Genomic DNA, 21,358 nt, shown 5'->3' on the forward strand with positions numbered 1-21,358 from the left:
GAGCTCTCGCGCGCGCTCCCTGCGGCGGCTCAGGCCACCGTGAACGAGTGCCCGCAGCCGCAGCGCGTCGCCTCGTGCGGGTTCTTGAACTTGAAGCCCTGGAACATGAGCGTCTTCTCCCAGTCGAGCACCGAGCCGCCCAGGTAGAGGATGCTCTTCTTGTCGCAGAAGACGCGCACGGTCGCCTTGTCCGGCTCGGCGAACTCCAGGACGAGGTCGCCGGACCGGGGCGGCTTGTCCTCGAACTCGATGACGTAGGAGAACCCGGAGCAGCCGCCGCCGCGGATCCCGACCCGGATGGCGCCCTCGGGCGTGCCGCGCTTGGCGAGCTGCGCCCGGATGGCCTGCACCGCGGCGTCGCTGACCGAGAGCGTCCGCTTCGACTTCGCCTCCGCCTCGCCCGAGGCCCCGTCGCCGCGCGCGGGCGCGGCGTCCGCGGTCGCGGTCGGCGCGGCGTGCGGCCCGGTGTCCGCCGCCTTGGTCGTGGTCTGCTCACTGCTCTGCATGCGTCGTTCCTTCTCCGGTTCCGGTTCCGGTTCCGGTGCTGTGGGCCGCCTCCGCCCCGAAGCCCCGGCGCTGTTACTCAGCGCTCGCCGTCGCGGTGGCCGAAGGCGCCGCGCCCGCGAGCTCCTTCTTCGCCTGCTGCTTGGCGCGGAAGTCGGCGATGGCGCTCTTGATCGCGTCCTCGGCGAGGACCGAGCAATGGATCTTCACCGGAGGCAGGTGGAGCTCCTCGGCGATCATGCTGTTCTTGATCGTCTCGGCCTCGTCGATCGTCTTGCCCTTCAGCCACTCGGTGGCGAGCGACGACGACGCGATGGCCGACCCGCAGCCGAACGTCTTGAACTTCGCGTCCTCGATGACGCCGCCCTCGCCGACCTTGATCTGCAAGCGCATGACGTCGCCGCAGGCCGGAGCGCCGACGAGCCCGGTGCCGACGTGCTCGTCATTCTTGTCGAGCGTGCCGACGTTCTGGGGGTTCTCGTAGTGCTCGATGACCTTATCGCTGTATGCCATGGCTCTCTCCTCGACCGTTTCCTTTCGTCTCGAAATCTCGCTCTGTCGGGCCGGCGGCGCCCGCGCCGCTCGTCAGTGGGCCGCCCACTGCACGCTGTTCAGGTCGATCCCCTCTTTGTGCATCTCGTAGAGCGGCGACATGTCGCGCAGCTTGTTCACCTTCCGGATCACGAGGTCGGCCACGTAGTCGACCTCCTCCTCGGTGGTGAAGCGCCCGAGCCCGAACCGGATGGACGAGTGGGCGAGGTCGTCGCCGATGCCCATCGCGTGGAGGACGTAGGAGGGCTCCAGGCTGGCGCTCGTGCACGCCGAGCCGCTCGAGACCGCCACGTCCTTGATCGCCATCATCATGGCCTCGCCCTCGACGAAGCTGAACGACACGTTGAGGTTGCCCGGCAGCCGCCGATCGGGCGAGCCGTTCAGCTGGATGGCGTCGAGCTCCTTCCAGAGCCGGTTCCTGAGCCGCTCGCGCAGCGACAGGATGCGCGCCGACTCCGCCTCGCCCTCCTCGATGAGGATCTCGGCCGCCTTGGCGAACCCGACGATGCCGGGCACGTTGAGCGTGCCGGACCGCATGCCGAACTCGTGGCCGCCGCCGTCCATCTGCGCGGTGATGCGGACGCGCGGCTTCGACCTGCGCACGTACAGGCAGCCGATGCCCTTCGGGCCGTAGATCTTGTGGGCCGTCACCGACGCGAGGTCGACCCCCATCTGCTCGACGTTGAACGGGACCTTCCCGACCCCCTGCACCGCGTCGGAGTGGAGCAGGACGCCCTTCGATTTCGTGATCTTCCCGATCTCGGCGATGGGCTGGACCGTGCCGACCTCGTTGTTGGCCAGCATGATCGACACAAGGATCGTCTTGTCGGTGATCGCCCGGGCGACGTCGTCCGGGTCGACCATTCCGTACTTGTCGACCTTGAGGTAGGTGACCTCGTAGCCCTGCTTCTCGAGCCGCTTGCAGGTGTCGAGCACCGCCTTGTGCTCGATGACGCTCGTGATGATGTGGTTGCCCTTGTCCTTGTAGAACTCGGCGACCCCCTTGATGGCGATGTTGTCGCTCTCGGTCGCGCCGGAGGTGAAGACGATCTCCTTGGGGTTCGAGGCGCCGATGAACCTGGCGAGCGTCTCGCGCGCGTGGCCGACCGCCTCCTCGGCCGTCCAGCCGAAGACGTGGCTCCGGCTCGCGGCGTTGCCGAATTTGCCGTTGAAATACGGCAGCATGGCGTCGAGGACACGCTGATCGACAGGCGTCGTCGCGTGGTAGTCCATGTAGATCGGAAGCTGGATACCCATGGTGTTTCTCGCTCAGCGGTGATTCGAGCCGTGGCGGCAATGCCCATTGCCGCGGATACCGGCGACGAGCTCGGGCTCAGCCGTGCTCTTGTCGTGGAGGTTACAGTTCGTGCAGGCGGCGACGAGCTCCGCCGGGTCGCACGTCTCGCAGGTGTCGAGGTAGGCGAGGCTCGCCACGAGCTCGTGCTCGAGGGCTTTGAGGTGCGCGACCTGCTCCCGCACCTCTTCGAGCTTCTGCTGGTAGACGTGGCGGATCTGCGCCATCGCGCCGGGGGCCGAGGGGGACGACTCCCAGGTCGAGACGATCTGCTGGATCTGGCTCAGCGACAGGCCGAGGTCGTGGAGCTTGCCGATCCACCGGACGCGGGTCAGGGCCGCGTGATCGTAGAGCCTGTAGCGCCCCTTGGAGCGGGCGTGCGGCGTGAGCAACCCCACCTCTTCGTAGTGGTGGATTGCCCGCACGGTTTTCCCGGTTGCCTTGGCGATGTCCCCCACCTGAAGGAGGCGCTCCTCCTCCTCGGCGCCACCGAGAGCCCCCATCAGGTCGTCCGTTCGGGACGTGCTGGACGTGACGGGCCCCGCGATGCTTTGCTCGTGGGCTAGCGGAAGGTGGTGGCGGGTGGTCATCGGGCCATCGCGCTCGAAACCGTGCTCGGTTGAAACCATGACCCTTACGTACGCGTGAGGGTTGGGGACCTTGTAGGTCGGAGCGCCAAGACTGTCAACCGGGTCGTACGGGGCCAGCGTGAAACAGCGGAAGGAGGCGGAATCGGGCGCTCCTTGATATGCTGGAGGAGCACGCTTTGGACGCCGCACGCTGCGAAGTGCGTGCGCGCAGCGGCTGCTCGGGGACGCCCGACGTCGACTTGCGTGGCCGCAGGGCTCATGAACGACGCGCACGTGTTACCTATTACGACGGTATCGGCTGGAGTCGACGGCTAGTAGATGGCGCGACCGCGATCCCGCGCAGGTCGTGCTCCGCGATCCTACGAGAGGCGTTCCCGAGCCGCGGCGGACGCTCTGATCTGCGGTCTGGAGGGGTCCCGAGCCACGGCAGACGCTCTGATCTGCGGGCTGGAGGGATCCCGACCCCCCTTCTGGCACAACAAGGAGGGCGTTCGAGGGGCTCTTGGCACAAAAATGCGATGCGAGAGGCGAATTCTGGCACATTTTTGCTCCCGAAGACGCTCTGCAGAGCGACATCGAGGGGTCCGGACTCCGGTGTGTCGCAATGCATTGCGTTTGAGCCGGTGCCGGACCCCCCTCACTTGGCACAGGTCACGGCGGCCTGGCACAGGTCACGGGCGCTGTCCGCTCCGTGGCAGACCGAGGAAGGGGGACGGGACGCCCGAGCGCCCGTGGCACCGGACGGCGCCACGGCGGGGGACGGAGGCTTGCTCCTGGGGCGGGTGACGAGGGGGACGAAGCGGAGGGGGCGCAGCGCCACCTGCGCGCATGCGTTACGCGAGCGGGCTCAGAGGTCGGCCGGCACCGGCTCGGCGCTCTGCCCATCGGGCGGAACGGGCGCGCCGGGCGGGACAGGCGCTGCGGGCTCGCCCTCGGGTTTGCCGTTCTTCCGGGCGGCTCCCCGGCCGCTCGGCCCGACGCTCCAGCTCGCGAGCGGCGCGAGCAGCTTGTCCGCAAGCTCCTGCGTCTCCGACTTGTCGGGCTCGACCGAGCCCATCACCTTGATCACGTACGCGCGCAGCGCCTCGGTGAACGCGTCGAGCGCCTCGCGCACGCTCGGCGGCGCCGCCGTGGCGGCGGCCGCAGGCGCGGTGACGCCGAGCGCCTTGCCGTACGCGGCGTGCGCGGCCTCGAGGGCGGCGAGGAACCGCTTGCCGCCGAGCGCCTCGATGCGCGCGTCGAGGCCGTTCTTGTGGATCCGCTGGATCCGGAGCTCGCTCTCCGACCATTGCAGGACGTACGTGCGCTGGAGGAACTTGAGCCCTCCGGTGAAGAGGGTCGCCTTCAGCGAGCTCGCCTCGGCGACCTCGGGCGCGCCGGGCGGCAGCTTGGTGAACGCGGTCAGGAAGTCGTGGAGGCCGCTCCAGCAACCGTCGAGGACGCGGTCGCACTGGACGGCATCCTCGCTCTCCTCCCCTCCCCCTGAAAGCGAGACCTGATCGCGCAGCGCCGACGCGAGCTCGCCGTGGCGCGACGAAAGCGCCGCGAGCACCCGCGCAATGCCCTTCGCGAGCTGCTTCCTGGAAGGCTTCGCCGCCGTGAGCAGCTGCTCGCCCAGCGCCATCGCCCCGACGGCGGTGAAGCGGGGGAGCTGGATCACTTCCGATGCGGTGTATTTGCTCATGAGATCACCCTCGTCCGTGGCAGGAGCGCGGATTGCGCTGGAATGCCAGACGGGCCAGCGTCCTCTATTCATGATGTGAAGAGAGGTGTCCAGGGAGAACTGGAGAGGAAGACGATTTATAGAAGAAGCGAGGGTGTCGAATTCCTGCTCTGTGGCGGGGAGCGCGGGGGAAGTATTCGAGAGAAGGATCTGGGATGTTGCGGGGATAGCTGGGTTGGCATCGTTCTGGCCAGGAGCGGGACAGGAAGCACCCTGTGCGGCCCGGGGCGGGACCCCGGCGGGGGCGCCCGCGGCGGCGGCGGCGTCCCCGGCCTGGGGATCGCCCCGTGCGGCGCAGGGATGTGGCGGCGGTGAGGCCGGTGGGCGCCAGGCTCGCGAGCGTCTAGAGTACCGATCAGCTTGGAAACCAGAGAAAACAACCGCCAAAGCGCCAAGGACGCCAAGAAGACAATAAAATCTTGGCGTCCTTGGCGCTTTGGCGGTTCAACTTCTTGCTGATCGCACGCGGTTTCAACCCGTTCGTCGCTCTAGCGGGATAAGCCAGCCCGGAAGACCGAGGCGAAGCGCCCGGCGGGCGTCACGATGACGTGGTCCTGGAGGGGAACGCCGAGCAGGTGGGCGGCGTGCTCGATCTCCCGGGTCAGCTCCACGTCGTCGTCGGACGGCGCGGGGTCGCCGCTCGGGTGGTTCTTCGATTATGTGACGCGCCACGTAATCGAAGAGCCACTCGTGGGTGACGCCGCCGAAGTACTGCGCCGCGCGTACGAGCGAGCGGAGAAGGCTCGCCGTCGTCTGCTCCAGCACGAACTCGGCCCATATTGCGCGTGAGTAGCGCAGCACCAGCACGAAGCAGTAGAGCGGGCGCACTCCGCCCGAAACGCGGAGTTTGCCGACGTGGGCCCAGTCGATCTGCGACTGCTCGCCTGCAAGGGTCTCGATCCGCAGGTACACCTCGTGTGTCGGCACCGGGCGATTCAAGAGAACGAATCGCCGGAGCGTCCGGATGCTGCCAGTATAGCCGCGCTCGACGATCATGTCGTACAGGCATGTCGAGGCCAGCGTTGGATAAAGACCGAGGGTTTTGAGCACAAAACCGTGGTAGGCGTCGAGCACGCTCGGGCGCGGGCCCTTGTTCTTCGGCGAGGGACCATGGGGACCGACGACACGGTCCACGACGTCGTGATGCAGGCCGAGCTGCTCCGCGCTCGTCCCCTTCTTCCAGTGCTCGCAGAAGAAGAGACGGCGGATCTCGGCCTCGATCTGTCGATCGATCGTCATCGCGACCACTCCCACGTCAGCTGCCTCAGGTCACGGAAGTCACCTGGCAGCCGCAGGGCGCGTGCTGCGCGACGACGGACGCGGGACGCACGTGCTGCCACGCCCACCTCGTAAAAGACGTTGCGCTCGCCGTAACCGAGTCCGTCGAGGAGGCCGAGCTCGCTCGACGAAGTCGATTCTTCGTCCACACACAGCACAACGCAGAGACGCTCTCCCAAAAAGTGCGAGAGCCCCTCGTGCAACGTCGTCGCCGCACGCCGGTGCACCCCCGGCGCCGGCGGCAGGATCACCTTGCCGATGTCCTTCGCTCCCTGCGTGATGAGCAGGCGCGTGCGCGTCGGCTCCGGGGACAACCTCACCATGGTCGCATCCATCGATTGAGTCTCCTGCCGAGTGCGACGCGGCCGGTGTCTCTTCGGCGGGCGCGCTCTCGGGCGGAGCGACGGTGACCGTAAAGGCCAACTTCTCGGCAGCCTGATCCGTCACGCACGACGGCGACGCCGGTGGCGAAGCCGCGCCGCCGCCATCGCTCACGGCGGCACGATCGGCCTCGCGACGCCGCGCCCGGTACGCGCGGCTGTGGTCGCGATGGTTGGCGCGCCCTCACTCGCTGGGGATCTATCCGTATTCCGGTTATCGCCCGTGAGCTGGACCGATGTCCCTTGAGCCGAGCCGAGGTGGTTCGCGGCACAGGTGCGCGCTCTGCGGGCCTGCTCGCCGCGAGGGGGCCGCGGCGCGCTGAGGGATGCGTGAGGCGGGGCCGCGCGGCGCTCTCGACGAGCCCGCGCGGCTCCCGCGCGGCGTGCTACGAGCGCCGGCGGCCGCGCCGGCCGAGCGCGAGGCCCGCGAGCGCCATCACCAGCGCCGTGGCGCCCCCGCTCGATCCCGCCGTGCCGGCGCTGCAACCCAGGCCCGCCGGGATGCGTTCGCCCCGCGCGCCGAAGGCCGCGTCGTCCGCCCCGTCCTGCTCGCTCGGCACGACGGGCTCGTGGAGGGCGAGCTGCCGCGTCGTGAGATCGAGCGCCCCCAGCGCCTCCGCGTCGAGGGGCCCGCCGGCGCTCCGGTCGTGCGCATCGAGCCCTTCCGGAGCGGCGCGCAGCGCGGCGATCGGCGGCTCGCCGGCGTCGGCGGCCGACGCGCGCTCGACCTGGAACAGCGTGTTCCCGATGGAAAGCTGCAAGCTCCCGTCGATCCAACGCGCGTGCCCGAGGTCCGAGCTGACCGCCTCGGGCTCGAGGCCCGGGCCGCCGATATGACGCTTCCTGCCGTTGAGGAACACGACTTCACCGCTGTCGCTGATGCCGTCGTGGCCGACATGCAGTTTCTGCTGATCGAAGGAGCTCGAGCTCGCGAAGTCGCTGATCTGGTGCGGCTCGCCGTCCGGGGTCCGCAACCAGACCTGATTGACGGCGCCGTCGCTCATCAGGAACCCGGTGTAGCCCGCGTGCAGCAGGAGCCCGCCGGAGCTTCCGGAGATCGAGTCGCCGAGGAACACCTCCTCTCCGGTCGCCGTGAAGAGATAACTCGAGCTCGTCGTCCCGTCCCACCACTCGCCGGCGACGTTCACGCCGTCGGAGATCGGCCGCTGCAATTGGCCGGGATGGTTCCCGATGCGGGCGGTCATGAGGTGGCGAATCCAGGGCTCCTCGTAGGAGCTGTAATAGACGTCCCCCGACGGCGTGATGTCGGTCTGGAACGGCGACGTGCTGCCCGGCCGGTTCCAGATCGGCGTGTTGACGCCGGTGGACAGCACGTGCACGTACCCCCTGTCGTCGTCTTCCCAGGTCCAGACGAGCTTGTCCCCGTTCACGGCGTCGAGCCGCCCGGACTGGACTATCCTGGTCCACTGGCCGTCGACCCACTTGAAGATGCGGCCGCTCGACGACTGGACCACGGCCCCGGACGGCGTGAGCGCGCCGTACGTCGTGACGGTCCCCGCCGGATCCCGCGGGAGCGTCGAGAGCCACGTCACCTCTTGCGTGGCGCGGCTCATGACGCCGACCGGCCCGAGGTGATGGGCGAACAGGATGCGTGTGGCGTCGAAATCGAGGATGGCACCGGGAACGCTCTGGGCAGAGGTGAGCTTGCTGCTCGTCTCGACGTACATGGGCCCGACCTCCTCTTTCACCTCGGGGCCAGGGCTGGCGCTCCCTTGAAGCCCGGCGCGCGCGGAGACGGTGATGGTCACCACGTCCCCCTCAGAGAGGAGCGGCGTGGTGGGATCTTGACGCCAAGGGAAATACCAATAGAGCGCCAGCGGCGCCGGCGACTCGCCCGGCTCGCGGTGGGAGCAGCGCTGCCCCTTGGTTTCACCCATCACGGAGAGGGTCACGCAAACGTCGGTGCAGTCGTAAGGCGGAGTCGGCGTGCACCTCGCATCGAAGATCGGCGCGGGTCCGAGCACGCTGCTCGGCCTCGGCATCGACAGCCAGGCCGTCGGCGGCGCGTACTTGTGCACGATCGTCTGCGCGGTCTCCTCGCCCCCCGACGGGTCGAATACGCTGACCGTCAGCGGGTGAGGCCCGTAGGCGACCTCGCTGATGTCGAACGTCCCTTCATAGGAGCCAGAGGCCGCCGGAGCGAGCTCGATCGCCATGCCTCCGTACTCTGCCGTCACGAGAGAGGGAGTGGCGTCCCCCTCTGGGATGACGTGTACGGTCAAGAGGTTTCCCTGGACGAACTGTCCGTCCGTCGCTTCGACGACGGAGATGGATATCGCGGCCTGTGCGGTCACGGCCGACATGGCCATTAGAGCGCCGATCGCCAACCCAAGAAGCGTGCGGGGGGTACGCATGGTTCCTCCATATCTCCCAAGGGCTTCGTTGCTGCACCGGACTGCAGCATTCACCATGGCGCGCCGGATGTCACGGGTGGGCGATGACGACGAGGGGCCGCGCCCGCCCGAGCACATACCGGAGCGCTCGTTCTAGCGTCTCTGGGTCGAGCGCCGCGAAGCTCTCGTCGAGCAGCACGATCTCGGCGCCCTGCAGGAGCGCGCGGGCGATGTAGAGCCGGCTCCGCTCGCCGTGCGAGAGCTGCCAGCCCGTCTCGCCCACCACCTGATCGAGCCCCGACGGCATCCTCGCGAGCAGATCGCCGAGACCGAGCTCGTGGCAGAGCGCCTCGGCCTCCTCGAGATCGCCGGGCCGCGGCGGCCAGCGCCGGCCCATCAGGAGGTTGTAGGCGAACGTCCCGGCGAGGACGTGATTCTCGTGAAACTGCGGCGCCGCCGCGACGAGGCGGCGCCACGCGGGCGCGCCCAGCATGTGGCGATCGAGCCCGTTCAGCAGGAGCAGCCCCGACTCGGGCACGCGCAGCCCCGAGAGGACAGCGCTCAGCGTCGACTTCCCGCCGCTCGACGCCCCTCGAGCAGGATGCGCTCGCCCGCCGTGATCCGGAGCGAGAGGTCGCTCACCGTGGGCCTCGCCCGGCCCTTGTGCCGGAATACGAGCCCGTGCGCGTCCAGGACCACGGGGCGCACCCCACCTTCGGCCGGGCCGTCGGGCCCGCCGGGGAGGCGTCCGTCGGGCGTGCGCGCGGCGCCGGGCGGCAGCGGAGGCGGCGGCGGCGCCCCGCGGGCGGCCGCCCGGAACACCGTGACCACCTGCTGCCACGCGATGGCCGCGCTCGCGAGGCTCGACAGGCCGGCCGCGAGCCCCTGCAGGGCGCGGCTCGCGAGCAGGACGCCCCCGAGCGCGACGGCGTACGTGGCCGGGGATCCGCCGCCGGACAGGAACGGCGGCAAGAGGCCCACGATGCCCGCCATGAGCCATCCGCGCGGCACGATCGCGGCGAGCTCGACCTGGCTGTGGTCGAGCTCGCGCGACCGGAGCAGGTACTGCGAGAGCGCCTCGTCCTCTCCGCGATGAACGCGCCCGGGGACCTCCTGGGCGAGGCGGGTGCGGTGGCCAACCAGCCGCTCGATGAGGTCGTGGGTTATCGCGAGCCGCGCCGCCGTCCAGCGCTCGCGGCGCCGGTAGAAGCGGAGGCAGAGCGCGAAGACCACCGCTGCCCAGACGAGCAGGAGGAGCGCATGAAGCGCGCCCGCCGCGCCCTGCGCGAGCACGACCGCCGCCACGACGAGCTCCAGCGCCGCCGCGATCGAGGCGACGCCGCCGCCGAGGGCGAGCGCCTCGATGGCCTCGGACTCGATCACGCGGCTGAGGAACCGGCCGGCGCCGTCGCTCCGGACCTCCTCCGGCTCGAGCGAGAGCGCGCCCGCGAGCAGGCGCTGCTTGAGCAACGCGCTCGCGTCGATCGCGGCCACGCCGGACAGCCAGGAGACGAGCTGGCGGAGCGGCACGACGGTCGCAAGCAGCAACGCCGTCGCCTTCTCGTGCAAGCAGCGCAGCCCATGCCCGAGCTGCGCCGCGCGCCGGATGTGCAACGAGGCCGCGACCCTCGTCGATCGCGTGCTTCCCAACGCGCCGCTCAGACATTGGGTGATGTCGCTGTCGTTCGAGCTGCGCGCGCTCGCGGCGACGAAGCCGGCCGTCCTCGGCGCGTCCGCTTGTCCGCTACCACGGCGTCGTCGCACCTCGCTCGTCATGGCGCGCGCTCGTGACGCCGAGGCCACCGGAACGCGCGATGAAGTCGATGCCGTGCGCGGCGCCCGCACCTGCGCCCGCGCCCGCACGCGCGCCTGCGGCTGCGTCGCCTGCGGCTGCGTCGCCTGCGGCTGCGCTCGCGTCAGCGCTGCTATGCGCGCCTTCGCGCGACGCGTCGCCCGTGCACGTCGAGCCGATCATGCACGCAGAGCTGGTGGTACACGTCGAGGCGACCACGATCTCGGTCGCTCACTGGTATTACCGCGCCCTTCATCGCGTGCTCGCGCACGACAACGGTACGGAGGGGCCGAGCGATGCCGCGGATCGTGGTGGTCGTCTCGGCGAGCTCGATCTTCTTGGGCTTGGCGCCCTTGTACCGGCCGGGCTCCTCGTAGGGGGTGAACCGCGCTCGTGGCAATCGCTTCCAGGCGTCCACATAGCCCGGCCGACGAGGCGCGCGGATCAAGAACACGGTCTTGCCAAAGTGATCGAGGCGCCGGAGGCCTTCGTTGGTGGCGGAGGCGCCCGCGTCGATGATCAGGCGAAGTTGATGGACCTGGACGCGCCGACGCACAGCGCGGAGGAAGCCGAGGGTCCGCTCGATGAGCTTGCCGTTGCCGGGGGTGACGACGAGCCCGAGGAAGCGGCGCGCCTCGGGCCAGTGCAGGAAGAAGAGCTTCTCGGCGCGCATCTTCTTGTTGCGGAGGGTGTGGAAGCCCTTCGGGATCTTGAACTTGCGCGTGAAGCGGGCGACGACGTGCTCATCGAGGCTCAGTGTCACCCTGCGGTGGCGCAGCGCACCCCGCGACTCGGTGGCGAGTGTGAGCTTCTTGACCCCTTCCGTCGTCACCGCGCGCACCAGCCCACCGAGGCGAGACCGAGAGATGACCTTCTTGCCGCCAGACAGGATTGCGAAGCCCGGATCGTCGAGGGTCTCGAAATGAAGGATGCGCTCGGTGCCCAGGGCCGCGCGGAAGAACAGCGACAGCACAAGGCGCCGCGCCTTGCCCGCGCTTCCCAGCGCCCTGGCCAGCGTGCCCTCCGCGACGCGGCTCAGGGCGAGCGCGGCCGGCAGCAGGAGGAAGGCGCCCCCGAAATGGGTGCGCCCGACGAGGTGGGCGCGCGACATGCGCCTCCGCGCGATCGTGATCAGGGCGAAAGGCGTAAAGGCCGTAGGCGTCGAGAAACCGGCGGAGCGTCTGCTGCTCGATGTCGATCCCGCGCTCGCGCTCGATGAACGCGACCACCTCGGGCTGAGTGCATCGTGGAGGGTCGACGAGGTACTTGGCGATCGGACCAGCATGTTCCGGGCGCAGCCGCGGTTGCCGGTGTCGCCCGAGCTCCGCCCAGATCGACTCGAGCATCTGCTGCGCCGTGAGCGTGCGCACGGTGCGCATGGCCCGGTCGGTGCGGCCCACCGCCGCGTCCACTTGCGCCGCGGACAGGCCCATCTCCGCATGCAGGAGGAAATAGGCTGCTACGCGGAGCAGGATCGGCTGGGCCGCGATGACGGCCACGAACCGCACCGCCGCTTCCAGCAGGACTTGCTGCGATCCTGTCGCCCCCTCCAGCACGTCCGCATGCTCGCGCTGCCAGCGTACCCACGCCTGCGGCGGCGCCTCGTTCGCCTGGGTCGTCGTTGTGTCCGTCGCCATCGTCGCCTCCTCACGACAAGCATCCCACTGGGACGAGAGCCCGCAGCAGCCGGGCTCAGGCGTCGATCATGCGTTGAGGCGGAAGTCGTCGGTGAACGCTCCGATGGGCTCGGGGGCGTTTGGTGCTAGCACGAGAGAAAGCTAGCACCACTGCGCCGCGCAGCTCTGTAAGCGATCGAATGATTTGGGTTTTAGAGCCCGTGATACGATGAGAACTTTAGTGATTCCAAGCGGTTGCGGGAGAGTGTGATTCGGTGGTGCTATGAAGCCCGAGAGGAGAAGCGAATAAAAATTCGGAAATGTCGAGCCCTGGCAAAGCGACCCGCCTCGGGTTGACCCTTACGCCTGGACGACCCAGCCGGCGAAGTCGTGCCTCATCACGACGGGGGCCAGGATCTCGCGGAGCCGATCCCGCCCTCCAGGGGGTAAATGTAGGTCGTTGCCGCAGCGTCTGCAGCTCACGACCTTGATCGTCAGCATGGCCTTGCGCGGCTGTCGAGGCTCGATCTCGCCGAGCCGGACGTGGCGCGCGGCCGGTGCGGGCCCAAAACGCCGCGCGTTTTTGCCCTGGACCGATGTGGGAAATCGTGGTTTCTTTCCGCCAGGCACCCGTCTATGCCGGCGGCCTGCCTAGCGAGGACGCGATGAACGACGTGGCGATGTCGGCCGGAGACAAGGCAGGAAGAGCGCATTGGAATCAAATGTGGTCGAACCGGTCGCTTCCGAAGCCGGTGAATCCGCGCGCGCCTGGGCTCAGGCAATACGTGCTCCAGACTTTTCATCGTGAGTTCGTTCGCGCGTTCGAGGGCACGGTTACGAGGGGAAAACGCCTGCTGGAGGTTGGTTGCGGTCGCTCCGCCTGGCTCCCTTACTTCGCCCGCGAGTTTGGGTTTCATATCACGGGGATCGATTACACCGAGATTGGCTGCAATCAGGAGCGGGACATCCTCGCGCGCGCCGGCATCCCGGGAGAGATCGTGTACGCCGACCTGTTCGACCCGCCGGAGCGCTTGGTGGGCGCCTTCGACGCGGTCGTATCGCTCGGCGTGGTCGAGCACTTCGAGGACACAGCGGCATGCCTTCGCGCATGCGCGCGCTACCTGCGCCCAGGCGGACGCATGGTCACGGAGATTCCCAACATGTGCGGCCTCGTCGGGTGGGTGGCCAAGGTGACCAACAGGCCCAACTACGACGTCCATGTCCCGCTCAACCGTGAGGCGTTGACCCAGGCCCACCGCGACGCAGGGCTCAATGTACTGTGGAGCGAGTACATCCTTCCGCTCGACGTCAGCCTCTTCGGGGTGGGCGGCATCGGGCCGCGCTGGCTCCGTCTGCCGGCGTTGGGAGCGGCCTCTGCGGCGGCTGGCATCGTCTGGGCGCTCGACGCGCACGGCTTGGCGTTCCGCCCGAACCCTGTCACATCCCCGTACATCTTCTGCGCTGCCGAGAGGACCTGATGCCGAGGTCCCTCGGGGGAGCTCTCGCGTCGGCAGGCTGCGCGGGTCCGTCGAATCGACCGCCGAAGGATTCTACGAGCAACGCCAGGGCAAGTTCGTCGAAGCCATGAACCTCAAATCAGTAAAGAATCCTCCCGTGCTGTTGTACCGGATAGGGAACTTCTTCCATCAGAGGAAGATGCCCTCGGTCGCCATGTCCATCACGTGGCTGAACAGGTTCGCGTTCGCGGCGTTTGTCCCGTCTTCGGCCACGATCGGAGAGAATTTTCGCCTGGGCTACTGGGGGCTCGGGGTGGTGATCCACCCCGACGCGGTCATCGGCGATAACTGCATCGTCGGCCAGAACGTCACTATAGGCAAAAATTTCGGGCGCAAGAGGGCCCCGCGGATTGGAAATGACGTGTACATCGGGGCCGGGAGCGTCGTCATCGGTGACATCACGGTTGGCGACAACGTGATCATCGGAGCCAACAGCGTCGTGAACAAGGATGTTCCATCGAACACGGTGGTTGCGGGCAACCCGTTCAGGATCATCGCGTCTGGGCGTATGCTGAAGTACTACGAGCTATGAGCCGGGCGGCGCGCGGGGATCTGAACGCGCGGTCCTGGCGCCTCGCAGCTCCGGTCCCCACGGGCGGCGATGGGTATGTCGCGCCAGGCGCGAGCTGGTGGCCGCCGCGCGCGGCCCGGACCATCGCGCGAGCCGCCGCCGTGCCCTGCCCGCGCTCGCTGGCCGGGCCGCGCGCGGCGCGCGGCCCGGCCAGGCCGCGCCTACTCGCGGACGAGGCAGCCGGTGAGCGTGATGCGGAACGGGGCGAGCGACTCGACCTTCTCGAGCAAGACGTGAAGCGCGATCACCGCCTGGTGCAGCACGGGGAACAGCACGGTGTACGTCGGGTGATCCACCCCCGTGTGGATCTTCTCCACACGAAAGCCCGTCGCCCTCGCGATGCGCTCCACGGCCCACAGCGTGTTCATGCGGAAATAGGTCGGGTACGCTAGGATATCGCTGCGACCCTTCATCGCGCGCAGCAGCCCCAGGTAATACGTGTGGAACCAGTACGGCGTCAGATGGGTCGCCAGCCCCGTGTAGGAGAGCAGGTTCGGCGCGGTAAACAAGAACCGGCCGCCCGGACGTAGCAGGCGGTGCGCCTCGTGCAGCACGGCCTCCGGATTCGCCAGATGCTCGAGCAGATGATCCGCGGCGATCACCTCCACGCAGCCGTCTGGCAACGGAATGGACTCGCCGAACGCGCAGATGCGGTGCGGAGATGGGTTGCGGGCGAGCGCTCGCTCGTCCGGATCGACGGCATAGATCGTCTTGCCGTCCAACGGCACCGTCGCCACCTTGCCGAACCAGAGCGGCCCGCAGCCAAGATGAATAATATCCTTCGCTGGCGTTACCGCCTCATCCACCATGCCCTGGTAGACTTTCCAGTAATGCTCGCGATCTGTGAAGCGGTAAAATAGCTCGTTCGTCTTGAGGTTGAATTCGACGATCCTGCGGGCAATCTCCACGATGTCTCCTCGGTCACGTTGCGCAGCGCCAGCAAGTCTGCTGCGCGGCGAAGGCCATCACACGACCGACAGGTGCTCTTGCGCGCGCGGCTTCAGCGGGCGCGCATGCGGCCCGCGCAGCAGGCGCTCGGTGGCGTCTGCGACGAGCTGCAGCAGCATGTCCGCCTGCGGATGGACCGTGCCATCCTCACTGTCCCAGCGGAAGCGAAGCTCGACGAGCTCACCGGTCAGGTCGATCAGGAACGTCGCGACGACTGCCTCGCGGAGTTGCTGCGGGGTGGCCGTGTCCTGCGTCCAGCGCCACGGTCTCACGCGCGCGCTCCCGTTGGCGCCGGTGGAGCTTGCCTCGACCGCCATGAGCTGCGCCTCCACCGCCAGGCGCTCGAGCACCCCGCGGAGCTTCTCCGTTCCGCTCGTCGTCTCCAGCTCGACCAGCACCCTCGGCACGGCGTGGCGCAGCGCCTCCACGGTGGCGTCGCGCTGGTACCGCGCGTCGCGCGCTCGTGCGCCGAATATGGGCATGGAGCCCGCCGCGCGCACCACAATGAAGAGCACCGCGCTGCTCCCCACGAGCGCGAGGCCGATCTCGTGCGAGCGGCCGACGTAGGCCACGAGCGAGACCACGGTGAACAGGAGGCTCAACCCATACAGGATGAGCACCGCGCCGCGGTGCGAGTGGCCCTTGTCGAGCAGCTTGTGATGGATGTGCGAGCGGTCCGCCGAGAAGATCGACCGCCGGGCTAGAAATCGCCGCACCATCGCCGAGATCATGTCGAAGATCGGCAGGCCCAGGGCGAGCAGGGGCACCAGGATCGCGAGCGCGGTCCCGCCCTTGGTCGTGCCCACGCCGACGAGCGGGATCGCCGCGAGCATGAAGCCGAGGAACATGCTCCCGGTGTCGCCCATGAAGATGGTCGCGGGGTGGAAGTTGTGGAACAGGAACCCGACGATCGCGCCCGCGAGCGTCGCGGCGAGCAGGCAGATGACCAGGTTCCCCGGGTACCCGCCGAGGTATGCGATGATGAAGTTGGCGACGCAAGCGAAGAAGCCCACGCCTGCCGCGAGCCCGTCGAGCCCGTCGATCAGGTTGACCGCGTTGATGATCCCGACAAACCACGGAATCGTCACCAGGAATGAATAAGGATGGAAGGACACATGCCCGAAGTACGGTAGCGTCACGCTCTCGACGCGGAGCCCGAAGCCCCACGCGGCCGAAGCGGCGAGGACCTGCACAAGCAGCTTGTGCTGCGCTCGCATCCCCTGGATGTCATCCCAGGCGCCAGCCGCCGCGATCGTCAGCCCGCCAGCCAGCAAGCCCACCACCAGCGAGCCCTGGGAGAACCACATGACCGCGATCTGCGTCTGCAGCGCCACGAGAATGAAGAGCGGCAATATGAAGCCGGCCACGATCGCGAGCCCACCGAGGCGCGGTATGCTGCGCGTGTGCACGCGCCTCGCGGTCGGCTTGTCCACCGCCCCGACGACGAAGGCCAGCCGGCGCACCAGCGGCGTTGCCGCCCAGGAGAGGATCAGCGCAAGGATGACTGCGGTGAGCGTGCTTACCATCGCTCATCCTCTCTGTGAGCTTCGCACCTTGACGGTGCGGCGCCGAGCGCCGATTTCGTAGCTCGTTGTCATGGATGACAATCCTTCGTCGGTGCGCTCCGCCCCTATAGCGGGGTGCAGGTTCGTGTGATACGGGCTCAGCCGCTAGGCAGGCGAGTGAGGCGTATGAAAGTACGCCGCAGCGAGCCGAACGACGCGGATGAGCCCGTATCACACGAAGACGCGCCCCGCTATAATACACCAAGTCAGTACAGTGGGACCAGCCGGCGGGAGGATTGGCAAAAGCAGTGCGTCTGAGCGTCGAAAATCCCCAACGCCAGGGCCGCTGGCCCATGATACTACGGACGCGATTTGGAAGTCAAGGTCCTCCTATGGGCTGACAGCCAGCAAAGCAAAAGCCTCTACCGCGGAGCGGGTGTTGCCACCCTGGCTCCGACGTATGGTGCGTCGGGGCGAGAGATTCGTTGGCTCGGCCTCGGGGCGTGCTTTCTCCTCTCTATGTCCATGATGTTGTCGACGCGCCGATTCGCGCATCGTCGAGATGCCTCGTAACGCAGCACTCCGGTGCAGGCCACCGTGGCGGTGGATGTACTTCGGCGTCGGAGGCGCCGCGCCGTGAATGCACTGCTGGGGCACAGGCTTTGCAGCGCAGAAACGATCATGCTGTCAAGTCGAAACTGAGGCTCGGTGACGTCGTGCCCGTTGCTGATCTTCGCTCAGATTCTGCATTCTGTGCCCTGTCAGCGAACTCATCTGTAATCATCGCGGAGCGCGGCCGGCTGTTTGGCGCTCCAAGCGCTGCCGGGCCGCCAGAGATCTCCTGAAGGACTCGCCCGCCCCCCTTGTTGGGAGGTTACCTCACAGCGCGGATCTGCGCACGCCGTTGAGGACGATCGTCGATCCATCCTTGCGTCGCATCTCGAACGGATGGTAAAGGACGCTCCTTGCTGAGATGCCAAGCCCTACTGCGGTCGAGCTTAATTTTTCTAGTGAGGCTGGAGGCTTCGCAGGGGTGAGCATTTCCCTATGCGAGGAGCTGCGCGCCCCCGCGGAAGGCCCGAAGTCCTTGATACTGCAGGCTCCTGCGGGCTTGGGGCTCGGCGAATGAACGCTCGCGCGCGTTTGAACGCTCGCGCGCGTTTCGGATGAATGCCAGCGCGCGCCGACGCACCAGAGGGTCACGGTGAGAATCCTGCTGCTATCCCAGTGGTACGCCCCCGAGCCGGTGGCTCGCCCCCACCTGCTCGCGGAAGCGCTGGTGGAGCGCGGACATGAGGTGGCATCGATCTGTGCGTTCCCGAGCTACCCTCAGGGTCGTATCTATCCCGGGTACCGGCAGCGCCTCTGGGACGTGGAGCGCACGGGCGGCGTGAAGGTGATCCGCCTCCCCATCTATCCCGACCACAGCCGTTCGCGGGTGTTGCGGACCCTCAACTACGCGAGCTTCGCTGCATCGACCGCGCTGCTCGGCCCGGTGCTCTCCGGGCCGGCGGACGTCGCCTGGGTCCACAATCCCCCGCCCAGCCTCGGGCTGGCGGCCGCCTGGCTCACCGCGCTGCGTGGGATCCCCATGATCTACGAGGTCCAGGACATGTGGCCGGAGACGGCGGCGGCCTCGGGCATGCTGAACAACCGCCTCGTGCTCTCCGGCATCGATCGCCTGACCTCAGCCATCTACGACCGGTCTGCGGCCATCACGGTCATCAGCCCGGGCCTCAAGCGGGAGCTCGTGCGCAAAGGCGTCTCTCCCAACAAGGTGCACCTGATCCCGAACTGGGCAGACGATCGGATCTACCGACCTATGGAGCCCGATCCGCAACTCGCCGAGGAGCACGGGCTGTCGGGAAAGTTCGTGGTTCTGTTCGCGGGCAACATGGGTGCCGCCCAGGCCCTCTCCAGCGTTCTTGCCGCGGCCGACCTTCTGCGCGATCTCGCTGACATACGCATCGTGTTCGTGGGGGAGGGAGTCGACGCGCCCCGGCTCCGGCGCGAGGCCGCGGATCGCGCGCTCCCGAACGTCGTTTTCATCGGTCAGCAGCCGCACGAGCGCATGCCTTACTTCTTCGCGATGGCCGACGTGCTCCTCGCACATCTGCGGAGGGATCCATGCTTCGAAATGACGATCCCCTCCAAGATTCCGGCCTACATGGCTGCGGGGCGGCCAGTGCTGGTCGGAGCGGGCGGAGATCCGGCGGACCTGGTCCGGGACAGCGGGGCGGGTCTCGCGTGCGAGCCCGGGGATCCGCTGGCGCTCGCGGCGGCCATACGTCAGCTACACGGTATGGCTCCAGAGGCCCGGCGCGCCATGGGCGAGACCGGGCGCAGGTTTTTTCTCACCTGGTTCACCCGCGATTCGCTGATAACCCGGTACGAGGAAGTCTTCGCGCGCGGCGCGATGACGGCGAGCGCAACAGGCCAGCGCCATGCGAGCGGAGAAGTGGACGCAAGTCGAAAGCAGGTTTCGGTACGCGAAGGGACAGTTGCGAGGGGCCCATGTGCGTGCGATTCCCCTCCGCGCACCGCAGAAGGAGTCATCTCATGAGCGAAGGTACAGAGAGGCAGGAGACCATCAGGCAGGGTTACAAGGACCGTCTGGTGATCGTCACCGGGGGCGCGGGTGCCATCGGGAGCACGCTCACGGCGGCCCTCGCCGACGAAGGCGCAGAGGTGATCGTCGTCGACGACCTCTCCTCCGCGTACCGGTGGTGCCTGCCGCAGCGGACCAATGTGCGCTTCGTGGAGGGGAGCGTCGTCAACGACGATGTGCTCGCGGAGGTGTTCCGGGAGAAGCCCTCCTACGTCTTCCATCTCGCCGCGCTTTTCGCGAACCAGAACTCGGTGGACAACCCGGAGCGGGATCTCGAGGTGAATGGCCTCGGGACGCTGCGCGTGCTGCAGCACGCGGAGCGGAGCAGGGTCGACCGCGTGGTCTTCTGCTCCTCCGGTTGCGCGGCGTACGGCAGCGACCCGCCTAGGCCGGTCCCCGAGGATTATGTCTCGCTTGACGTGCACACGCCGTATCAGGCCACCAAGCTGATGGGCGAGCTCTACTGCAACTACTTCACCGGCCACAAGAAGCTCAGCACCGTGCGAGCCCGCCTCTTCAACTCCTACGGCCCGGGCGAGGTGCCGGGCAGCTACCGTAATGTCATCCCCAACTTCATCTACTGGGCGATGCGCGGCGAGCCGCTCCCGATCACCGGCACGGGAGAAGAGACGCGCTCCTTCACCTATGTGGGCGACATCGTCGACGGGCTGCTCCGGTCGGGCGTGGTGCCTGCAGCCTCCGGCGAGGCGTTCAACCTGGCGTCCAGCCGGGAGACCCGCATCATCGACCTCGCGCAGAACATCAATGAGATGGTCGGCAGCCGCGCTGGCGTGCGCGTCGTCGGGCGCCGCTCGTGGGACACGCAGCGCCGTCGCCAGGCGTCGACCGAGAAGGCCGCGCGCGTCCTCGGCTTCGAGGCGCGGACGAACCTGCACGATGGTCTCGCGGCCAACGTGGCATGGTTCCGCGCCAACTGGGCGCGGATCGTCTCGGATGCGCGATTCTGAGGCGCACCGGTGCGCGTAGCGCTCTGGGGACCGATTCCACCGCCGGATGGCGGAATCGCGCGATGGATGCAGAATTATCTCGCTGCGGCGCCAGCCGCAGGCATCGAGGCCGACGCCGTCGACACCTCACCCCGAAGCTCGGGCATCGAGACGACGAGCCGGTTCAGATTCGCGCGCGTGCTCCGCGCGGCCGATGCCCTGGGCGAGCTCCGCCAGCTCCTCGCGCGGCGCCGGCCGGACGTCGTCCACCTGTGCACCACCCTGTTCTGGGCGACGGCCCGCGAGGGCATCGCGATCGAGATGTGCCGTCGCGCGGGCGTGCCGACCGTGCTCCACATCCGGCTTTCTCCGCAGATCATCCGCTGGCATCGCGCCTTGCCCTGGCCCACCCGGCAGGCCGTGCGCGCCGTGCTCGGCCGCGCGGCGGCCATCCTCACGCTCTCGAAGGAGCTGCAGGCCTACATGCAGGACCTGCTCCCGGGGCGCCGGGTGGTCCGCGTCCCGAACCCCGTCGACACGGAGCGCTACTGCCCCGCACCGGCGCCGCGCGCGGAAGGCGCCGCGCCGCCGCGGGTGCTCTTCGCGGGCCTGGTCACGTCGCAGAAGGGCGTCCTCGAGCTCGCACGGGCGCTGCTGGCCGTCGAGGGCCTGACGCTCATGATCGCAGGGAAGCGCGGCTACGGGTCTGACGCGGATCACGAGAGGCAGCTTGATCGAGCGCTCGGGGAGCTCACGCGGCAGGGGCGCCTGGAGCTGCTCGGCGAACAGCCGGCGGACGCGATGCCCGCGGTGTACCGCGGCACAGATATCTTCTGCCTGCCGAGCCACGGCGAGGGGTTGCCGAACGCGCTGCTCGAGGCCATGGCGAGCGGGCTGCCGTGCGTCGTCACGCCGGTCGGCGCCGTGCCCGAGGTCATCGAAGGCGACGAGGGGCGTGTCGCCATTGCGGTGCCGCCGGGCAACGAGGCTGCGCTGCGGGATGCGTTGCTCTCGCTGCGTGATGACCCGTCGCTGCGGAGGCGCCTCGGCGAGGCTGCGCGCGTGCACACCGTGCGCCGCTACGCGACCAGGAAGGTGATGGCGGAGTACGCGGCGCTCTATGCACAGCTGGTCCCTGCTGCTGGGTCCTGACCACGCTGCCGTCCCACGTCGTAAGCC

At 68.1% G+C, this 21,358-nt stretch carries 18 protein-coding genes and 1 pseudogene; 6 read left to right on the forward strand and 13 right to left on the reverse strand.

All coding sequences use genetic code 11. The annotated features are described in order from the left end of the window. Nucleotides 1–29: 29 nt before the first annotated feature. The 9 genes from WMF19_RS38840 to WMF19_RS38880 all read right to left on the reverse strand — a co-directional run bounded on the left by WMF19_RS38840 (nucleotide 30) and on the right by WMF19_RS38880 (nucleotide 9,213). Nucleotides 30–506: a HesB/IscA family protein gene (locus WMF19_RS38840; protein WP_437325153.1), complete on the reverse strand. Its 477-nt coding sequence runs from the start codon at nucleotides 504–506 to the stop codon at nucleotides 30–32. Nucleotides 507–579: 73 nt separating this feature from the next. Then, nucleotides 580–1,017, reverse strand: coding sequence for a Fe-S cluster assembly scaffold IscU (iscU, locus tag WMF19_RS38845; protein WP_272102765.1), 438 nt, complete (start codon nucleotides 1,015–1,017; stop codon nucleotides 580–582). Nucleotides 1,018–1,089: 72 nt separating this feature from the next. After that, a complete protein-coding gene (locus WMF19_RS38850; RefSeq protein ID WP_437901718.1) occupies nucleotides 1,090–2,307 on the reverse strand; it encodes an IscS subfamily cysteine desulfurase in 1,218 nt (405 codons plus the stop codon). A gap of 18 nt (nucleotides 2,308–2,325) precedes the next feature. After that, nucleotides 2,326–2,853, reverse strand: coding sequence for a MerR family transcriptional regulator (locus WMF19_RS38855; RefSeq protein WP_437894971.1), 528 nt, complete (start codon nucleotides 2,851–2,853; stop codon nucleotides 2,326–2,328). 934 nt (nucleotides 2,854–3,787) lie between these two features. Next, the gene (locus tag WMF19_RS38860) at nucleotides 3,788–4,624 is read right to left on the reverse strand and encodes a hypothetical protein (protein WP_437894972.1); all 837 of its coding nucleotides are present in this window, start codon (nucleotides 4,622–4,624) and stop codon (nucleotides 3,788–3,790) included. Between the two features lie 510 nt (nucleotides 4,625–5,134). Next, nucleotides 5,135–5,917 (reverse strand): hypothetical protein, encoded by a 783-nt coding sequence (locus WMF19_RS38865; RefSeq protein WP_437894973.1) that lies wholly within the window; start codon nucleotides 5,915–5,917, stop codon nucleotides 5,135–5,137. Beyond that, nucleotides 5,899–6,264, reverse strand: a complete 366-nt coding sequence (locus tag WMF19_RS38870) for a hypothetical protein (protein WP_437894974.1) — start codon at nucleotides 6,262–6,264, stop codon at nucleotides 5,899–5,901. Before WMF19_RS38870 ends, WMF19_RS38865 begins: the two co-directional genes overlap by 19 nt. Before the next feature lie 443 nt (nucleotides 6,265–6,707). Further along, a complete protein-coding gene (locus WMF19_RS38875; RefSeq protein WP_437894975.1) occupies nucleotides 6,708–8,636 on the reverse strand; it encodes a hypothetical protein in 1,929 nt (642 codons plus the stop codon). A gap of 130 nt (nucleotides 8,637–8,766) precedes the next feature. Beyond that, nucleotides 8,767–9,213 (reverse strand): ATP-binding cassette domain-containing protein, encoded by a 447-nt coding sequence (locus WMF19_RS38880; RefSeq protein WP_437894976.1) that lies wholly within the window; start codon nucleotides 9,211–9,213, stop codon nucleotides 8,767–8,769. A gap of 825 nt (nucleotides 9,214–10,038) precedes the next feature. Here WMF19_RS38880 and WMF19_RS38885 point away from each other — a divergent pair. Then, nucleotides 10,039–10,296: pseudogene (locus WMF19_RS38885) on the forward strand (hypothetical protein); the annotation flags it as partial. A gap of 304 nt (nucleotides 10,297–10,600) precedes the next feature. On the opposite strand, the gene WMF19_RS38890 reads toward WMF19_RS38885, so the two are convergent. Both WMF19_RS38890 and WMF19_RS38895 read right to left on the reverse strand, forming a co-directional pair. After that, nucleotides 10,601–11,578, reverse strand: coding sequence for a hypothetical protein (locus tag WMF19_RS38890; RefSeq protein WP_437894977.1), 978 nt, complete (start codon nucleotides 11,576–11,578; stop codon nucleotides 10,601–10,603). A gap of 865 nt (nucleotides 11,579–12,443) precedes the next feature. Next, entirely contained in the window at nucleotides 12,444–12,566 is a 123-nt protein-coding gene (locus tag WMF19_RS38895; protein WP_437894978.1) for a hypothetical protein, read from the reverse strand. A 125-nt stretch (nucleotides 12,567–12,691) separates the two neighbouring features. On the opposite strand from WMF19_RS38895, the gene WMF19_RS38900 reads away from it, so the two are divergent. Continuing rightward, nucleotides 12,692–13,561, forward strand: a complete 870-nt coding sequence (locus WMF19_RS38900; RefSeq protein WP_437894980.1) for a class I SAM-dependent methyltransferase — start codon at nucleotides 12,692–12,694, stop codon at nucleotides 13,559–13,561. Nucleotides 13,562–13,667: 106 nt separating this feature from the next. Then, complete coding sequence (locus tag WMF19_RS38905; protein WP_437894981.1) at nucleotides 13,668–14,132, forward strand: serine O-acetyltransferase; 465 nt, start codon at nucleotides 13,668–13,670, stop codon at nucleotides 14,130–14,132. Nucleotides 14,133–14,332: 200 nt separating this feature from the next. Here WMF19_RS38905 and WMF19_RS38910 read toward each other — a convergent pair whose 3' ends face one another. Beyond that, nucleotides 14,333–15,079: a class I SAM-dependent methyltransferase gene (locus WMF19_RS38910; RefSeq protein WP_437894982.1), complete on the reverse strand. Its 747-nt coding sequence runs from the start codon at nucleotides 15,077–15,079 to the stop codon at nucleotides 14,333–14,335. A gap of 57 nt (nucleotides 15,080–15,136) precedes the next feature. After that, nucleotides 15,137–16,645 carry a glycosyltransferase family 4 protein gene (locus WMF19_RS38915; protein ID WP_437894983.1) on the reverse strand — a complete coding sequence of 503 codons (1,509 nt, stop codon included), beginning with the start codon at nucleotides 16,643–16,645 and terminating at the stop codon, nucleotides 15,137–15,139. A 1,183-nt stretch (nucleotides 16,646–17,828) separates the two neighbouring features. Here WMF19_RS38915 and WMF19_RS38920 point away from each other — a divergent pair. From WMF19_RS38920 to WMF19_RS38930, 3 genes are read left to right on the forward strand one after another with little or no spacing between them, the layout of a single operon-like run. After that, a complete protein-coding gene (locus WMF19_RS38920) occupies nucleotides 17,829–19,187 on the forward strand; it encodes a glycosyltransferase family 4 protein (RefSeq protein WP_437894984.1) in 1,359 nt (452 codons plus the stop codon). Further along, nucleotides 19,184–20,200 (forward strand): NAD-dependent epimerase/dehydratase family protein, encoded by a 1,017-nt coding sequence (locus WMF19_RS38925; RefSeq protein ID WP_437894985.1) that lies wholly within the window; start codon nucleotides 19,184–19,186, stop codon nucleotides 20,198–20,200. Before WMF19_RS38920 ends, WMF19_RS38925 begins: the two co-directional genes overlap by 4 nt. A 9-nt stretch (nucleotides 20,201–20,209) precedes the next feature. Next, nucleotides 20,210–21,331, forward strand: a complete 1,122-nt coding sequence (locus tag WMF19_RS38930; RefSeq protein ID WP_437894986.1) for a glycosyltransferase family 4 protein — start codon at nucleotides 20,210–20,212, stop codon at nucleotides 21,329–21,331. Nucleotides 21,332–21,358: the final 27 nt, after the last annotated feature.

The organism is Sorangium sp. So ce124, from assembly GCF_051525235.1.
Classification (GTDB): Bacteria; Myxococcota_A; Polyangia; order Polyangiales; family Polyangiaceae; genus Sorangium; species Sorangium atrum.

What these genes read in the sequence shown, in the direction of transcription:
- WMF19_RS38860 (WP_437894972.1), bottom strand. Translation starts at nt 4,624, where the DNA reads ATGAGCAAATACACCGCATCGGAAGTGATCCAGCTCCCCCGCTTCACC.
- WMF19_RS38925 (WP_437894985.1), top strand. Translation starts at nt 19,184, where the DNA reads ATGAGCGAAGGTACAGAGAGGCAGGAGACCATCAGGCAGGGTTACAAG.
- WMF19_RS38890 (WP_437894977.1), bottom strand. Translation starts at nt 11,578, where the DNA reads ATGTCGCGCGCCCACCTCGTCGGGCGCACCCATTTCGGGGGCGCCTTC.
- WMF19_RS38905 (WP_437894981.1), top strand. Translation starts at nt 13,668, where the DNA reads ATGAACCTCAAATCAGTAAAGAATCCTCCCGTGCTGTTGTACCGGATA.
- WMF19_RS38855 (WP_437894971.1), bottom strand. Translation starts at nt 2,853, where the DNA reads ATGGGGGCTCTCGGTGGCGCCGAGGAGGAGGAGCGCCTCCTTCAGGTG.
- iscU (WP_272102765.1), bottom strand. Translation starts at nt 1,017, where the DNA reads ATGGCATACAGCGATAAGGTCATCGAGCACTACGAGAACCCCCAGAAC.
- WMF19_RS38915 (WP_437894983.1), bottom strand. Translation starts at nt 16,645, where the DNA reads ATGGTAAGCACGCTCACCGCAGTCATCCTTGCGCTGATCCTCTCCTGG.
- WMF19_RS38840 (WP_437325153.1), bottom strand. Translation starts at nt 506, where the DNA reads ATGCAGAGCAGTGAGCAGACCACGACCAAGGCGGCGGACACCGGGCCG.
- WMF19_RS38870 (WP_437894974.1), bottom strand. Translation starts at nt 6,264, where the DNA reads ATGGTGAGGTTGTCCCCGGAGCCGACGCGCACGCGCCTGCTCATCACG.